Source organism: Sphingobium sp. LF-16 (assembly GCF_003711185.1).
Lineage (GTDB): Bacteria > Pseudomonadota > Alphaproteobacteria > Sphingomonadales > Sphingomonadaceae > Sphingobium > Sphingobium yanoikuyae_A.
The window spans coordinates 881,186-895,636 of the sequence record NZ_CP029335.1 but is presented as its reverse complement, the minus strand read 5'-3'; the positions used below and the strand labels follow the sequence as shown (position 1 = coordinate 895,636).

13 protein-coding genes, 1 tRNA gene and 1 other RNA gene are annotated in these 14,451 nt (G+C 65.6%); 4 read left to right on the top strand and 11 right to left on the bottom strand.

Annotated features, from left to right (window positions below):
* Positions 1-4 precede the first annotated feature (4 nt).
* The 3 genes from DIZ22_RS04345 (at position 5) to DIZ22_RS04335 (ending at position 3,271) form a co-directional block, all read left to right on the top strand.
* A complete protein-coding gene (locus tag DIZ22_RS04345; RefSeq protein ID WP_048938420.1) occupies positions 5-1,141 on the top strand; it encodes an aspartyl/asparaginyl beta-hydroxylase domain-containing protein in 1,137 nt (378 codons plus the stop codon).
* A 93-nt stretch (positions 1,142-1,234) separates the two neighbouring features.
* Positions 1,235-1,894, top strand: coding sequence for a YitT family protein (locus tag DIZ22_RS04340; RefSeq protein ID WP_004207693.1), 660 nt, complete (start codon positions 1,235-1,237; stop codon positions 1,892-1,894).
* Positions 1,895-1,966: 72 nt separating this feature from the next.
* Positions 1,967-3,271, top strand: a complete 1,305-nt coding sequence (locus DIZ22_RS04335) for a M20/M25/M40 family metallo-hydrolase (protein WP_048938419.1) — start codon at positions 1,967-1,969, stop codon at positions 3,269-3,271.
* Between the two features lie 50 nt (positions 3,272-3,321).
* Here DIZ22_RS04335 and DIZ22_RS04330 read toward each other — a convergent pair whose 3' ends face one another.
* Together DIZ22_RS04330 and hisI are read right to left on the bottom strand one after the other, a co-directional pair.
* On the bottom strand, positions 3,322-3,855 hold the full coding sequence (locus DIZ22_RS04330) for a hypothetical protein (RefSeq protein WP_048938418.1): 534 nt from the start codon (positions 3,853-3,855) through the stop codon (positions 3,322-3,324).
* The gene (gene hisI, locus DIZ22_RS04325) at positions 3,842-4,228 is read right to left on the bottom strand and encodes a phosphoribosyl-AMP cyclohydrolase (protein ID WP_048938417.1); all 387 of its coding nucleotides are present in this window, start codon (positions 4,226-4,228) and stop codon (positions 3,842-3,844) included. Before hisI ends, DIZ22_RS04330 begins: the two co-directional genes overlap by 14 nt.
* Positions 4,229-4,468: 240 nt before the next feature.
* Here hisI and DIZ22_RS04320 point away from each other — a divergent pair, with 240 nt between their 5' ends.
* Positions 4,469-6,745: a TonB-dependent receptor gene (locus tag DIZ22_RS04320; protein WP_010337130.1), complete on the top strand. Its 2,277-nt coding sequence runs from the start codon at positions 4,469-4,471 to the stop codon at positions 6,743-6,745.
* A gap of 192 nt (positions 6,746-6,937) precedes the next feature.
* Here DIZ22_RS04320 and DIZ22_RS04315 read toward each other — a convergent pair.
* The 9 genes from DIZ22_RS04315 to DIZ22_RS04275 form a co-directional block, all read right to left on the bottom strand.
* Positions 6,938-7,014: transfer RNA gene (locus DIZ22_RS04315), tRNA-His, on the bottom strand.
* Between the two features lie 82 nt (positions 7,015-7,096).
* On the bottom strand, positions 7,097-7,681 hold the full coding sequence (locus DIZ22_RS04310; RefSeq protein WP_048938416.1) for a septal ring lytic transglycosylase RlpA family protein: 585 nt from the start codon (positions 7,679-7,681) through the stop codon (positions 7,097-7,099).
* Positions 7,682-7,921: 240 nt separating this feature from the next.
* Positions 7,922-8,194 (bottom strand): HU family DNA-binding protein, encoded by a 273-nt coding sequence (locus tag DIZ22_RS04305; protein WP_004207699.1) that lies wholly within the window; start codon positions 8,192-8,194, stop codon positions 7,922-7,924.
* A gap of 162 nt (positions 8,195-8,356) precedes the next feature.
* Positions 8,357-10,756, bottom strand: a complete 2,400-nt coding sequence (gene lon, locus DIZ22_RS04300; protein ID WP_004207700.1) for an endopeptidase La — start codon at positions 10,754-10,756, stop codon at positions 8,357-8,359.
* Between the two features lie 155 nt (positions 10,757-10,911).
* Entirely contained in the window at positions 10,912-11,235 is a 324-nt protein-coding gene (locus tag DIZ22_RS04295; RefSeq protein WP_004207701.1) for a YbaB/EbfC family nucleoid-associated protein, read from the bottom strand.
* Complete coding sequence (locus tag DIZ22_RS04290) at positions 11,232-12,857, bottom strand: DNA polymerase III subunit gamma/tau (protein WP_017500918.1); 1,626 nt, start codon at positions 12,855-12,857, stop codon at positions 11,232-11,234. Before DIZ22_RS04290 ends, DIZ22_RS04295 begins: the two co-directional genes overlap by 4 nt.
* A gap of 107 nt (positions 12,858-12,964) precedes the next feature.
* Positions 12,965-13,062, bottom strand: an RNA gene (ffs, locus tag DIZ22_RS04285) — signal recognition particle sRNA small type.
* Between the two features lie 63 nt (positions 13,063-13,125).
* Positions 13,126-14,106, bottom strand: coding sequence for an SGM family class A beta-lactamase (blaSGM, locus tag DIZ22_RS04280; RefSeq protein WP_122927968.1), 981 nt, complete (start codon positions 14,104-14,106; stop codon positions 13,126-13,128).
* A gap of 3 nt (positions 14,107-14,109) precedes the next feature.
* On the bottom strand, positions 14,110-14,445 hold the full coding sequence (locus DIZ22_RS04275; RefSeq protein WP_010337134.1) for a 2Fe-2S iron-sulfur cluster-binding protein: 336 nt from the start codon (positions 14,443-14,445) through the stop codon (positions 14,110-14,112).
* Positions 14,446-14,451 lie beyond the last annotated feature (6 nt).

The following is a 14,451-nucleotide window of genomic DNA, read 5'->3' as shown; positions in this document are numbered from 1 at the left end:
GCGGATGACGGATCGGGCACGCGAACAAACCTTACAGGACGCGGCAATCGCCGCATTGCGCCGCGGCGACGCGGCAGTGGCGCGCGCCACCCTCTCCGAAATGGCCGATCCGCCGGCCATGCTGCTGGCCCAGGCCTGCAATCGGCTGGGTGATCTGGACGGCGAACAGGCCGCGCTCAACCGCATCCTGCAACAGGACATGCGCAACCTGCCCGCACTACTCGCCATGGGGCAGAATTTCCAGCGGCGCGGCGATCTGCGCGGCGCGACATCCTGGTTCCGCAGCGCCCTGGCACAGGCCGCCGCCCATGGCGCCCCGCCCGCTCTGCAACCGCCGCTGCAACGCGCGCAGGAGGCGATCGCCGGCGCCAGCCGGGATTTCGAGGATCATCTCGACGCGGCGATGGCTGGCCTCCCCACGCTCCCGCGCATTGCCCAAGCGACCGACCTGCTGCTGGGCAAGACGCAGCTTTATCTCCAGCAGCCCAGCATGTTCTATTTTCCTGGCCTGCCGCAGCGCGCCTTTTACGAGCGCGACGAATTTGCCTGGGTACCGGCGGTTGAAGCGGCAACCGACGCCATTATCGCCGAACTGAACGACGTCCGCGCCGGTGCGCCCGATTTCGCGCCCTATGTCCAGACGCCCACCGATCGCCCGGCGCCCAACAACCCGCTGCGCGACGATCCCTCCTGGGGCGCCTATTATTTCTGGCAACAGGGCGAGATCGTGGCGGACCATGCCGCGCGCTGCCCCGCCGTCATGGCCGCGCTCGACCATGCCGATCGCCCGATGATCACCGGCCGTTCGCCCATGGCTCTCTGGTCGCTGCTCAAGCCCGGCACCCATATCCAGCCGCATCATGGCCTGCTCAACACCCGCCTGATCTGTCATCTGCCGCTGATCGTGGCCGACAATTGCGCGCTGCGGGTTGGCGCCGAAACCCGCGCCTGGGCGCCGGGCGAGATGCTGATCTTTGACGACAGCATCGAACATGAGGCCTGGAACCGGGGCAATGACACCCGCGTCGTCCTGCTTTTCGAAGTCTGGCGCCCGGAAATCCACGCGGAGGAACGGATCGCGCTCACACGCCTGTTCGAAGCGATCGACCAGTTCGGCCCGAAACAGGTCGACGCCGGTTAACGCCCCTTTTCAGACTGCCCGTCTGCGATTATGGGCGCGGACAAAGACGACAAGAGAGGATGGCACGGGGCGCTCACGCTTTTCGGACATGCCATGACCTCGATCGACCCGACGCCCCCGGCGCCGTCGCCTGCTCTGCCCGTTCCGCCCGCCCATGTCGCGCGGCCGCATAGTCCTGCCGAGGATTTCTATGCGATCGCCATCGGCTGCGCCTTCATCGCCATGGGGCTGATGCTGCTGAAACAGGCAAAGCTGGTGACCGGCGGCATGGCCGGCATCGCGCTGCTGCTGTCCTATTTGATCCATCTGTCGCCCGCGACTTTGTTCCTGCTGATCAACATCCCCTTCTTCCTGTTCGCCGGGCGGGCGATGGGCATGGCCTTCGGCCTCAAGACCCTGTTCGCCAATATCGCGATCATGGGGGTCGGCCTTGCCATGCCCTATGCGATGGAGATCGCCCGGATCAGCCCCTTCTTCGCCGCGCTGTTCGGCGGCTCGATCATCGGCTTCGGCATCCTCGCCATCGCCCGCCATGGCGCGGGCGTGGGCGGCGTCGGCGTGGTCGCGCTGATCCTGCAGAAATCGCGCGGCTGGAATGCCGGTCGCACCCAGATGGCCTGCGATGTGCTGATCCTGCTCGCCTCGCTGCCGATCCTCAATGCCGAGCGTTTTGGCCTGTCCGTCCTGTCGGCCGCCGCGATCAACGCCGTGCTGTTCGTCAACCACCGCCCTGGCCGCTATATCGGCCATTGATGCGCGCCGGCCTCCCCGGTTAGACGGACCCCGGCGCCCATGCCGGTGCGCCCATCATAAAAGGGGTCCAGAATGAAGCGGTTCGCGCTCTGTATAATATTGGCCAGCACGGCCCTGTCGGTTCCGGTCCGTGCCGCGACGCCCACCAGCGCGACCGCACCGGCCGATGCCCGCGCCATTGCCGCGATCCGCGCGCGCCCGGCGGTCAAGGCCGCCTTCGCCGCGCTGGAGGCCGAACATGACCAGTGGGTCGACAATATCGTGACCCTGACCCAGATTCCGGCGCCCCCCTTCAAGGAAGAGGCGCGGGCCAAGGCCTATGCCGACATGTTCCGCGCCGCCGGCCTTACCGATGTCGAAATTGACGAGGGCGGCAATGTGCTGGGCCTGCGCCGTGGCAGCGGCAAGCCGGGCGGCAAGCTGATCGTCGTGTCCGCCCATCTCGACACCGTCTTTCCCGAAGGCACGCCGGTCACGGTCCGGCGCGAGGGCAACAAGCTCCACGCGCCCGGCGTCGGGGACGATGTCGCCGGCCTCGCCACCCAGTTGAGCCTGATCAAGGCGATCGTCGGCGCCAACATCAGCGCGCCGATGGACATATTGTTCGTCGGCGATGTCGGCGAGGAAGGCCTGGGCGACCTGCGCGGCATGAAGCAGCTGTTCCACAAGGGCAAATACAAGGACCGCATCGCCAGCTTCTTCTCGATCGACGATGGCTCGGTCGATGGCCTGATCAATGGCGGCGTCGGATCAAAGCGCTATCGCCTGACCTTCACCGGCCCCGGCGGCCACAGCTTCGGCGCCTTCGGCCTAGTCAATCCGATGACGGCGATGAGCCAGGCGATCGTCGATCTCTACAAGATTCCGGTGCCCCAGTCGCCCAAGACGACCTACAGCGCCAGCGTCGTGGGCGGCGGCTCCTCGGTCAACGCCATCCCGCAGGAAGTCTGGCTGCAGGTCGACATGCGATCGGAAAGCGCGGCTGAACTGGCCAAGCTGGAACAGGCGTTCCTCGCCACGGTGGACAAGGCCGTTGAGACCGAAAATGGCGCCCGCTCGATCAAGGAAGGTCCGATCCGCGTCGACAAGAAGGTCGTGGGCGATCGTCCGGCCGGCAGCACCACTGCCGATACGGCGCTGGTCCGCCAGACCGCCGCTGCCTATGCTGCCGAAGGCGTCACCGCGCGGATGAGCTTCAGCTCGACCGACGCCAATGTGCCGATGAGCCTGGGCATCCCGGCCATCACCATCCCGCGCGCGGCGACCGGCGGCCGGGGCCATTCGCCCGACGAATGGATCGACGTGTCGGCGCCGGAATCGCTGAAGGTCAAGCGGATGGACCTGGTCGCCCTGCTCGCCGCAGCCGGCTATCGCTGATCAACCTGATGGGGCCGGCCAAAATGCCGGCCCTGTTCAGTCCGTCCCGTTCAGTCCGCCTCGCACAGCGGTTCATCCTCGCGATCGCGCGCACGCAGGGCCGCGCCCGCATCATTGGCGATGCGCGGGAAGGTCACCCCTTCCAGATTGCCGCGCCCGTCGCACAGCCGGTCACAGGCCATGTCGACCACGCCGGGCAGCGCCACCTGGTCGCCATCATATTGGGCGACGATGATGCACTTCCTGCCCCCGGAAAAGCTAAGGATCAGCTTGTCGCCGGCCCGCCGCGCCGTGCCCGCGCCATGGCAGCTCTGTTCGGTGCCGAAGATCGCCTCCAGCCCGAAACGATAGTCGCCCGACTTGGCGGGAAGGACGCAGAGCGAATCCCGCCCCGCTTCATGCCGCCGCTGGAACAGCCCGACCGGCGCGATCCGCGACGCGTCGGCAATGGCGCCGGTCGCGATCGCCGCGCGCTCCAGCCCCGAAGCCGCGGCCCCGCTGCGATCGGGCGCGGCGGCGCCCGGCGTCGCGGCCTGCTGACACCCGGCCAGAAGACATGCGAGAAAAAGGCTAGTGCGCCGCATCGACGCCCGGTTCATCGACCGCGCTCAGCCCATCGGGTCCGATCCGGCGGAAGAAGCAGGACCGCGCACCGGTGTGACAGGTCGGCCCCGCCGGCTCTGCCAGTACCCAGACGGCATCCTGGTCACAGTCGATCCGGATGTCGCGCACACCAAGCATATGGCCGGAGCTTTCGCCCTTCTTCCATAGCGATTTGCGGCTGCGCGACCAGAAATGGGCCAGGCCGGTCTCGACCGTCAGCGCCAGCGCATGCGCATTCATATGCGCCACCATCAGCACTTCCCCGGAGGTGACATGGGTCACCACCGCGGTGATAAGGCCATGGTCGTCATATTTGGGGTTGAGGGTCAGCCCCCGGTCGCGTGCGTCATCCATCCGCGCGCTATAATCGGCAATGCGGCCCGTGCGAAGTCCCTTCGGCGCTTTGCATTGGGGCACGGCCTGACAGCGCCATCGGGTCGGACTGTCGCATTTTGGCAAATCTGTTGCACGGATGCTACAGAATGGCGACAGTCCTGCTTGCCCCAAGGCCCGCGCGCGCATAGCGTCGCGCGCGATCCGCAACAGCGGACACAAGCAGGGAAACGGATGCCAGGCCAATCAAGGGGGCCAAATATGACATCTTCGCATATCTTCACCAGCATTTCGCGCGGCGCGCTCGCCGTCGCTCTCACCGCTCTGGCGCCGATCGGTGCCGCCCACGCCCAGACCGAAGCGCCTGCCGCATCGGGCGAAGGCCTGGGTGAAATCGTCGTCACCGCCTCGCGCCGGGCTGAAAATGCCAAGGACGTGCCGGTCGCCGTGACCGCCATCGGCGGCGAAAAGCTCGACGCGCTCAACAGCAGCGGCCTCGACGTCCGCTTCCTCGCCGCGCGCACGCCCAGCCTTCAGGTCGAAAGCTCGTTCGGCCGCACCTTCCCGCGCTTCTACATCCGCGGCCTTGGCAACACCGATTTCGATCCCAACGCCGCCCAGCCGGTCTCCGTCGTGCTCGACGATGTCGCGCTCGAAAATCCGATGCTCAAGAGCTTCCCGGTGTTCGACCTTGCCAGCGTTGAAGTGCTGCGCGGCCCGCAGGGCACGCTGTTCGGCCGCAACACCCCGGCGGGCGTCGTCAAGATGACCTCGGCCGCGCCGACCGATCATTTCACCGGCTATGCCAGCGCCTCCTGGGCGACCTACAACACCGTCAATGCCGAAGCCGCGATCGGCGGCCCGATCGCCGACGGCCTCAGCTTCCGCGTGTCGGGCCTGCTCCAGCGTCGTGACGACTGGGTCAAGAACGACAATGAAGGCGGCAACGCCGCCAGCGAGCTGGAAGGCTATCGCGACATGGCCGGCCGTGTGCAGCTGGCCTATGAAGCCGGCGACTTCAAGGCGGTGCTGAGCGGTCATTATCGTGACCTGGACGGCAGCCCGCGCGTGTTCCGCGCCAACATCTTCAAGCAGGGCAGCAACCATTTCGTCGACGGCTTCGACAAGGATCATGTGAACCTGGACGGCTATACCAGCCAGTCGATGAAGCAGGGCGGCGGCAATCTGCGCATGCAACTCCATGTCGACGGCCTGGGCACCTTCTTCTCGACCACCGGCTATGAGAAGGCCAGCGTCGAAAGCACCGGCGATATCGATGGCGGCGGCTGCTACCCCTATACCGGCTGCACCGCCGGCCAGCTCGGCGTCGGCTCGTTCGATTCCAACACCGGCGGCGTGACCAAGCCGGAGGAATTCAGCCAGGAATTCCGCTTCGCGACGGACGACATGAACGGCATCCGCCTGCAGGCGGGCACCTACTTCTTCCACCAGCGCCTGAAGTATAACGAATATGCCTATGATCTCGCGGGCAACCGGGTGAGTGCGATCCTGCACAACAACACCAACGAGAATATCGGCCTGTTCGCCTCGGGCGAAGCCAAGGTGACGTCGGCCCTGACGCTGCGTGCCGGCGTGCGTTATTCGCACGACGACAAGCGCGACACGATCACGCTCGATCCGGCGCTCGCCGCCAGCAGCATCTCGTCGCAGCTGATCGGCGTCGACCTGCCGCTCAGCAACACCGCGCAGGGCAGCAACCTGTCCTGGGATGTCAGCGCCACCTATGCGCTCAGCCCCGACGTGAACCTCTATGGCCGCGTCGCCACCGGCTATCAGGGCCCGGCGATCCAGGACCGCGTGACCTTCTTCAGCGTCCCCTCGGTCGCCAAGAAGCAGACCACCATCTCCTATGAAGGCGGCATCAAGGGCGCGATCGCCAACATGGTCCGCTTCGACCTGTCGGCCTATTACTGGAACACCGACGATCTGCAGCTGACGGCTGTCGGCGGCGTCGGCAACTCGGCCCGCCTGATCAACGTGAACAAGGCGGTCGGCTATGGTCTGGAAGGCAATCTGGAGGCGCAGCCGCTCGATCACCTGAACCTGACCGTGGGCGGCAGCTACAACTTCACCGAAATCCGCGACAAGAACGCCTTCGTGGCGGTCTGCGGCTCGGGCATGTGTACCCCCACCGGCAACACCTTCGTCGATGGCGGCACCACCTACAGCTATCTGGACGGCAATGACCTGCCCCAGGCGCCGCGCTACATCGCCAATGCGACCCTGCGCTATGGCATTCCGGTCGGCGACGCGGGCGAAGTCTTCGCCTATACCGACTGGGCCTATCGTAGCAAAATCAACTACTTCCTCTACTCGGCGGCCGAATTCCGCGGACGTTCGTCGCTGGAGGGTGGCCTCAAGGTCGGTTACAAGTCGAACCATGGTTATGAGATCGCAGCCTTCGCCCGCAACATCACCAACCAGATCCGCGCCGTCAGCGCGATCGACTTCAACAACCTGACCGGCATGATCAACGAACCGCGCATCATCGGCGGCATGATCAAGGCCAGCTTCTAAACCGAAGTCTAAACGCCCCATAGGCGTTAGTCGGCAGAGGAAGGGCGTCCCGCAAGGGGCGCCCTTTCTTGTTGCGCCCAGGGCAGCGGAAAGCCGCCGCCACGCGCCAGGAAAATGATCGAAGCCAGAAACGCGAAAACCCCATCCTGCCGAGGCAGGACGGGGTTTCATTTCGCGCATTCCCGAAGGAAATGGGGCGATCGACGGGATCCGAACCCGCGACCTCCGGTACCACAAACCGGCGCTCTAACCAACTGAGCTACGATCGCCACAGGGGCTGTTGCCCCGCGAGAAGGGCCACATATGCGGCCGCCCCTCCCCCGTCAAGCAGCTTATGTCAAAGGATGAAAATTATCGCCCGGCATCGTTGCCGGACGCCGCCAGACGGGCGCGCAGCACGGCCAGTTCGTCCGCCCCGACGCGCGGCCGACCCTCCGCCGGCTTGCCCTTGCGCAGCTTCTTGCGATCCTTTTCCGACGGATCGACGGCGCGAACCCGGACCGCGGCATGGCCCTGCCCGCGAATCCCCAGTTCCTCCGCCGCGCCGCGCGACAGGTCGATGATCCGCCCGCGCGAAAAGGGACCACGGTCGTTGATCCGCACCAGGATCGTGCGTCCGCTATCCAGCGCCGTCACCTCGACATAGGCGGGCAAGGGCAGGCTGGTATGTGCCGCCGTGATCCAGCCCGGCCGGAAGCGTTCGCCATTGGCGGTGCGATTGCCCGATTCCGATCCATACCAGCTGGCATAGCCGACCAGGTCATAGCCCGGCTGGTCGGCCGGCACATAGGTGGTGCCGCGCACCGTATAGGGCTTGCCGATGCGCACCGGCATGTCGCTCACCGGACGGAAATTCCCCCCGCCACAGGCCGACAATGCCCCCAGCAGCGCCAAGGCTGCACCCGAAGTCCCGATACCCCGTCTGATCGCTCTCATGCCCCCTCCTACCTCCGCAGGCGCAGCAGGTCGAGGGCAGCGGGCCGATCATCGCCGCGATCCGGCGCACAAGGCCATGAAAAAAGGGGCAGAGACCCCCGGCCCCTACCCCTTCCTTTCGACATGCACGCGCCGGGCGGGTTTCCCCTGCCGCAGCGCCACTCTCCCTCACTCTGTCCCGACCGCGACGCCGGCAAAATCATCGAATGACAAGGCGCCCGAATGGGCGCGCCTGCATCCTTAGTTGACCGAATCCTTCAGGCCCTTGCCGGCCTTGAACTTCGGCTGCGACGACGCCTTGATCGTCATCGTCTCGCCGGTGCGCGGGTTGCGACCGGTCGAAGCCTTGCGCTGCGACACGGAGAAAGTGCCAAAACCAACCAGGCGCACTTCGTCGCCCTTCTTCAGCGCGCCGGTGATGGCGTCGAACACGCCCTCGACCGCCTTGCTGGCGTCGCTCTTGCTGAGACCGCTGCTTTCAGCGACGGCGCTGATAAGATCCTGCTTGTTCATGCCTTGGGAACCCCCTTTATAGATGTTGGATAGTCAAGGAATCGCGGCGTAGGCGGGGCAATAAGGCCCAGCTTTCAAGCGGTGTCAAAGGGAAAGCGTCAAAAAAGCCGGCTCCGGCGCGTTTTTGCCCCCATGGGCATAAACGCGCCGAAAACCGGGCTTTTAGTGACGGATAGCGGGATCGCCGTCGCGACCCTGGCCGGCGCTGGGCTGCGCCGCCAGATCATCTTCCTCGGTCCAGGTGATCGCTTCGGGCTTGGACACCAGCGCGCGCGCCAGCACCTCGTCGACATGGGACACCGGAACAATCTCCAGCCCCTCGCGAATGTTGGCCGGAATTTCCGCTAGGTCTTTCTCGTTTTCCTGCGGGATCAGCACCGTCTTGATGCCACCACGCAGCGCCGCCAGCAGCTTCTCCTTGAGGCCGCCGATCGGCAGCACCCGGCCGCGCAGCGTCACCTCGCCGGTCATCGCCACATCCTTGTGGACGGGAATGCCGGTCAAGGTCGACACGATGGTCGTGACCATGCCGATACCGGCCGACGGACCATCCTTGGGCACCGCGCCCTCGGGCAGGTGGATATGGATGTCCTTGCGGTTGAACAGGCTCGGCTTGATGCCATAGCCGGGCGAGCGCGCCTTCACATAGGAGAAGGCGGCCTGCACCGATTCGTTCATCACCTCGCCCAGCTTGCCGGTCGTCTTGATCAGGCCCTTGCCGGGCACGGTGACCGCCTCGATCGTCAGCAGTTCGCCGCCCACCTCGGTCCAGGCCAGGCCGGTGACGGCGCCGATCTGGTTCTCTTCCTCGCCCACGCCGTGACGGAATTTCCGCACGCCGGCATAGTCGGCCAGGTTTTCGGGCGTGATCTCGACCTTGTCGAACGCGCCTTCCAGGATCTTGCGCAGCGCCTTGCGGGCCAGACGCGCCACTTCCCGCTCCAGCGTGCGGACGCCGGCTTCACGGGTATAGTAACGGATCAGGTCGCGCACCGCGGCCTCGGTCACCTCGAACTCGCCATTCTTCAGGCCATGGGCGTCGATCTGCTTGGGCACCAGATGGCGCTGGGCGATCTCGACCTTCTCGTCCTCGGTATAGCCTTCGAGCCGGATGATCTCCATGCGGTCGAGCAGCGGCTGCGGCAGGTTCAGCGAGTTGGCCGTCGTCACGAACATCACGTCGGACAGGTCGACGTCGATCTCCAGATAATGGTCCTGGAACTTGCTGTTCTGTTCGGGGTCCAGCACTTCCAGCAGCGCCGATGCCGGATCGCCGCGGAAATCCTGGCCCAGCTTGTCGATCTCGTCGAGCAGGAACAGCGGGTTCATGGTGCCCGCCTTCTTCAGGTTCGACACGACCTTGCCCGGCAGCGATCCGATATAGGTGCGGCGATGGCCACGGATCTCGGCTTCGTCGCGCACGCCGCCCAGCGACTGGCGCACGAACTCGCGGCCCGTCGCCTTGGCGATCGAACGGCCCAGCGACGTCTTGCCGACGCCCGGCGGGCCGACGAGGCACAGGATCGGCCCCTTCAGCTTGTTGGTACGCGCCTGCACCGCCAGATATTCGATGATCCGGTCCTTGACCTTCTCCAGCGCGAAATGATCCTCGTCCAGGATCGCCTGCGCCTTCTTGAGGTCGGTCTTGACCCGGCCCTTCTTGCCCCAAGGCAGGCCCAGCAGCACGTCGAGATAGTTGCGCACCACCGTCGCTTCGGCCGACATGGGCTGCATGCCCTTGAGCTTCTTGAGCTCGGCCGTCGCCTTGGCGCGCGCTTCCTTGCTCAGCTTCGCCTTGGCGATCTTGTCGGCCAGTTCGGCAAGCTCGTCGCCTTCCTCGCCCTCGCCATTGCCCAGCTCGCGCTGGATCGCCTTGAGCTGCTCGTTCAGATAATATTCGCGCTGGGTCTTTTCCATCTGGCGCTTCACGCGGCCACGGATCTTCTTCTCGACCTGCAGCACGCCCAGCTCGCCTTCCATGAAGGCAAAGACCATCTCCAGCCGCTTGACCGGATCGGGCTCGACCAGCAGCGACTGCTTGTCGGCAACCTTGACGTTGATGTTGGCGGCGACGGAATCGGCCAGGCGACCGGCATCGTCGATCTCGCGCAGCTGCACCGGCGTTTCGGCCGGCAGCTTCTTGTTGAGCTTGGCGTAATTCTCGAATTGCTCGGCCACCGAGCGCATCAGCGCAGCGGCTTCCGGACCTTCGGCGACGATCTCCTCGACCGGCGCGACCTCGGCGACCAGATAGCCCGCCTCGGCCGGCGCCAGATCGGCCAGCTGGGCGCGATGCTTGCCCTCGACCAGCACGCGCACCGTGCCGTCGGGCAGCTTGAGCAGCTGCAGCACCACCGACACCACGCCGGTGTCATACAGCGCGTCCTTGCCCGGATCATCCTCGGCCGGGTCCAGCTGGGACACCAGGAAGATTTCCTTATTGCCCTCCATCGCCGCTTCCAGCGCGGCGACGCTCTTGTCGCGACCGACGAAAAGCGGGACGATCATCTGCGGGAAGACGACGATGTCGCGCAGCGGCAGAAGGGGATATTGCGTAGTCATTCACTCTCCAGGGCCGGACTTGCGGCCCGTCATGCGGTTCATCGCCTTTATGGGGATGCCCGTCGCGTCAATCAATCAGCGATCACCATATTGCTGCAACGATGAACAAGGGCTTATCCGCCAGCGGCAGCCCCGGAACGGCAATGCGCGCCGGCTCAGAAGGGCAGCTTGAAGCCCGGCGGCAGCGGCAGGCCGGCCGTCATCTTGCCCATTTCGGTGTTGCTGACCTCGTCCGCCTTCTTGCGCGCATCGTTGAACGCGGCGGTGATAAGGTCTTCCAGCATCTGCTTTTCCGACGGCGCCAGCAGGCTGTCGTCGATCGACACGCCCAGGATGCGGCCCTTGGCCGACGCCTTCACCTTGACCAGGCCGCCACCGGCCGCGCCTTCGACTTCCAGCTTGTCCAGATTGTCCTGCGCGCGCTGCAGCTCTTCCTGCACGCGGCTGGCCATCCCCAATATTTCGTTCAGATCCTTCATGCTTCAGCACTCCATTGTTCCGGCTCATCCGAATGGACCAGCTCGGCATCGGGGAAGGCGTCCATTGCCGCCTTGACCACCGGGGTTTCCAAAATTGCGGCGCGGCTGTCGGCCAGCTGGCGCTGTTCATTGGCCAGCAGGGTCGGCTTGGCCTCCCCCTCGCCCTGCGTCACCGTCCAGGCAACGCCGGTCACCTCGCGCAGCGCCGGGATGATCCGGGTGGCGAAGTCGGGCGACAGGCTGGCCGTGCCGCGATACTCCAGCATTGGCGGATCATAGCGGATGATCCCCACGCAATCATGCATTTCCTGCGCCAGATGCCCCTTGCTCTTCTGCCAGAAGGCTTCGATCAGATCCTCGAAGGTGGCGGGCAGGCTGGACGCGGGTTCCGGCGCGGGCGCGGCAGCAGCGGGCGCCTGACCCGGCATCGCCGGCGCGGCCGCCGGCACCCCGCCCTGCAGCATCCGGGCAAGGTCGCTGGGATCAGGCATGGTCGCGGCATGCATCACGCGCAGCAGCGCCATCTCGCACGCCTCGATCGGCAGGGCGGCGGTCGCCACTTCGTCATGGCCCTTGAGCATCAGCTGCCACAACCGGTGCAGCGGGCCAAAGCCGATCTGCGACGCCCAGTCGGCCAGCGCGCCGCGTTCCTCGTCGGACTGGCCCGGCGTCGCAATGTCGCGCCCGGCCTTCACCAGCGTGACCGCATGCACCAGTTCCAGCAGGCCGCGCATCAGCGACAGCGGCTCGACCCCCAGCGCATATTGATCGCGCACCCCGCCCAGCAGCGCGGCGGTATCGCCCTCCAGCAGCAGGCCGAGCAGCCGGCGCGTCGAGCCGCGATCCGACAGGCCCAACATCTCGCGGACCTGCGCGGCCGTGACCATCGGCTCGCCCTCGCCCATTTCGGCATGGGCGATCGCCTGGTCCAGGATCGACAGGCCGTCACGCGCGGAGCCCTCGGCCGCCTGCGCGATCAGCGACAGCGCATCCGGCTCGGCCGCGACCTGTTCGGCCTCGACCACATGGGCGAAATGGCCGGCCAGCATCTCGGCCGGGATGCGGCGCAGGTCGAACCGCTGGCAGCGCGACAACACCGTCACCGGCACCTTGTTCACCTCGGTCGTGGCGAACAGGAATTTCACATGGGCCGGCGGCTCCTCCAAAGTCTTCAGAAGCGCGTTGAACGCGTTCTTCGAGAGCATATGGACTTCGTCGATGATGTAGATCTTGTAGCGCGCAGACACGGCGGCATAGCGCACCGCCTCGATGATCTCGCGCACGTCGTCGACGCCGGTATGGCTGGCGGCGTCCATCTCGACCACGTCGATATGCCGGCCCTCGGCGATCGCCATACAGGGTTCGCACACGCCGCACGGGTCGATCGTCGGCCCGCCCTGCCCATCCGGGCCGATGCAGTTCAGCGCCTTGGCGATCAGCCGCGCGGTCGACGTCTTGCCGACCCCGCGCACGCCGGTCATCAGAAAGGCATGGGCGAGGCGCCCGCGCCGGATCGCATTGCCCAGCGTCTGGACCATGGCGTCCTGCCCGATCAGCTCGCGAAAGTTGCGCGGACGATATTTGCGCGCAAGCACGCGATAGGGCTGAGGGGAATCGGACATGCCTGTTTCCTAAAGCCTGATCGTTGGCGGTGGAAGCGCTTTGCGCGCCGTCACCGTGCGCCGGGCCACGATCCCGAACGGACCCCAATGGTGACAATGCTGCGTGAAAAGGTGGGAGCCGGAACGACCCGCAGAAAAATCGTTGTGGCTGCTTCCGTCAGGACCTGACCAGGTTGGCGACGACTACGTCCGCCCGACTCCCGGCCGGGCATATGGCGAACTCATGACAGGAAGGCAAGGGCTTGCATGCCCTCGCCATGCCATAAGCCTAGTTCAGCCCGCTCTTCTGCGCCTTGCTGACGAATTCCAGCGCCGAATGGGCGGCTTCGGCGATCGCCGCCTCGGCCTTCTTGTCGTCCACGGTCGGCCGGTCGAGATAGATGGCCAATATATATTCCTCACCCGCCGGCGACTTCACCAGCGCGACGTCATTATAGGCGGTGCCACAGCTGCCGGTCTTGCTCCCTGAGGTCCAGCCTTCGGGCAGGCCCGCCTTGATCCTTTTGTCGCCAGTGGTGCTGGCATTCAGCCAGCCGCGCAGCCTGTCGGCATCGGCCGCCTGCATATCGCGGAACAGCAACCGCCCCATCAGGCCGGCCATCGCCGCCGGACTGGTCGTGTCGCGCGGATCGCCAGCGACATTCTCGTTCAACTCGGGTTCGATACGGTCGAGCCGCGTGATCTTGTCGCCATGGGCACGGATGAAGGAGGTCAGCCCCTCCGGCCCGCCCAGCATCGGCAGCAACAGGTTGGCGGCACTGTTGTCGCTGACCTCCACGGCCGCCGCGGCCAGTTCGGCCATCGACATGCGGCCGCGCTTCTTGTTCTTCTTCACCACCGGCGCGTAATCGAGAATATCGTCCTTGGTGAAGGGTATCTCCCCCTCCAGCCCGAACTTGCCGCCCTGCGCGCCGATCAGCACGGCAGCCGCGAGCGGCGCCTTGAAGGTCGAGCACATGGCAAAGCGATCATCGCGGTTGAAGCCCAGGATCAGCGCACCGTCGCGATCGACCAGCGCGATGCCCATGCGCCCGCCGGTCTCCTCCTCGATCTCCTTGGGATTGCGGACGGAGGTGAGCGCGGATTGCGGCACCAGATAGCGCGGTGCGGGCGGCATCAATGTCGGCAAGGTCGGCACCTCTTCCGCCTTCTTGGCCGGCGCCTTCTTCTTGGGCGCGGCCGACAGCGGCAAGGCCACGACCAGACAGGCGGTCAGCGCCGCGAGCGAGAGGGGTTTGCGCAGCGCCATGGCTTACATACCTTGCATATTGTTGAATTCGCCAGGGATACGGACAGTCAGCGCGTCCAGTTGCTCGGACAGGATGATCTGGCAGGCCAGGCGGCTGGTGCGGGTCGCCGCAGCGGCCAGGTCCAGCATATCCTCCTCATCCTCGCTCGCGCGCGGCAGGCGGTCGAAATCGGCGGCATCGACGATGACATGACAGGTCGAACAGGCCATCTGCCCTTCGCATGTTCCTTCCAGCGGCTGACCCGCCGCCTGTGCAACCTCCAGCAGGACGGACCCGGCAGGCGCATCGACCTCCAGTCGATTTTCGCCGTCGGCGCTGATGAAGGTGACCATGGTCATGCTATG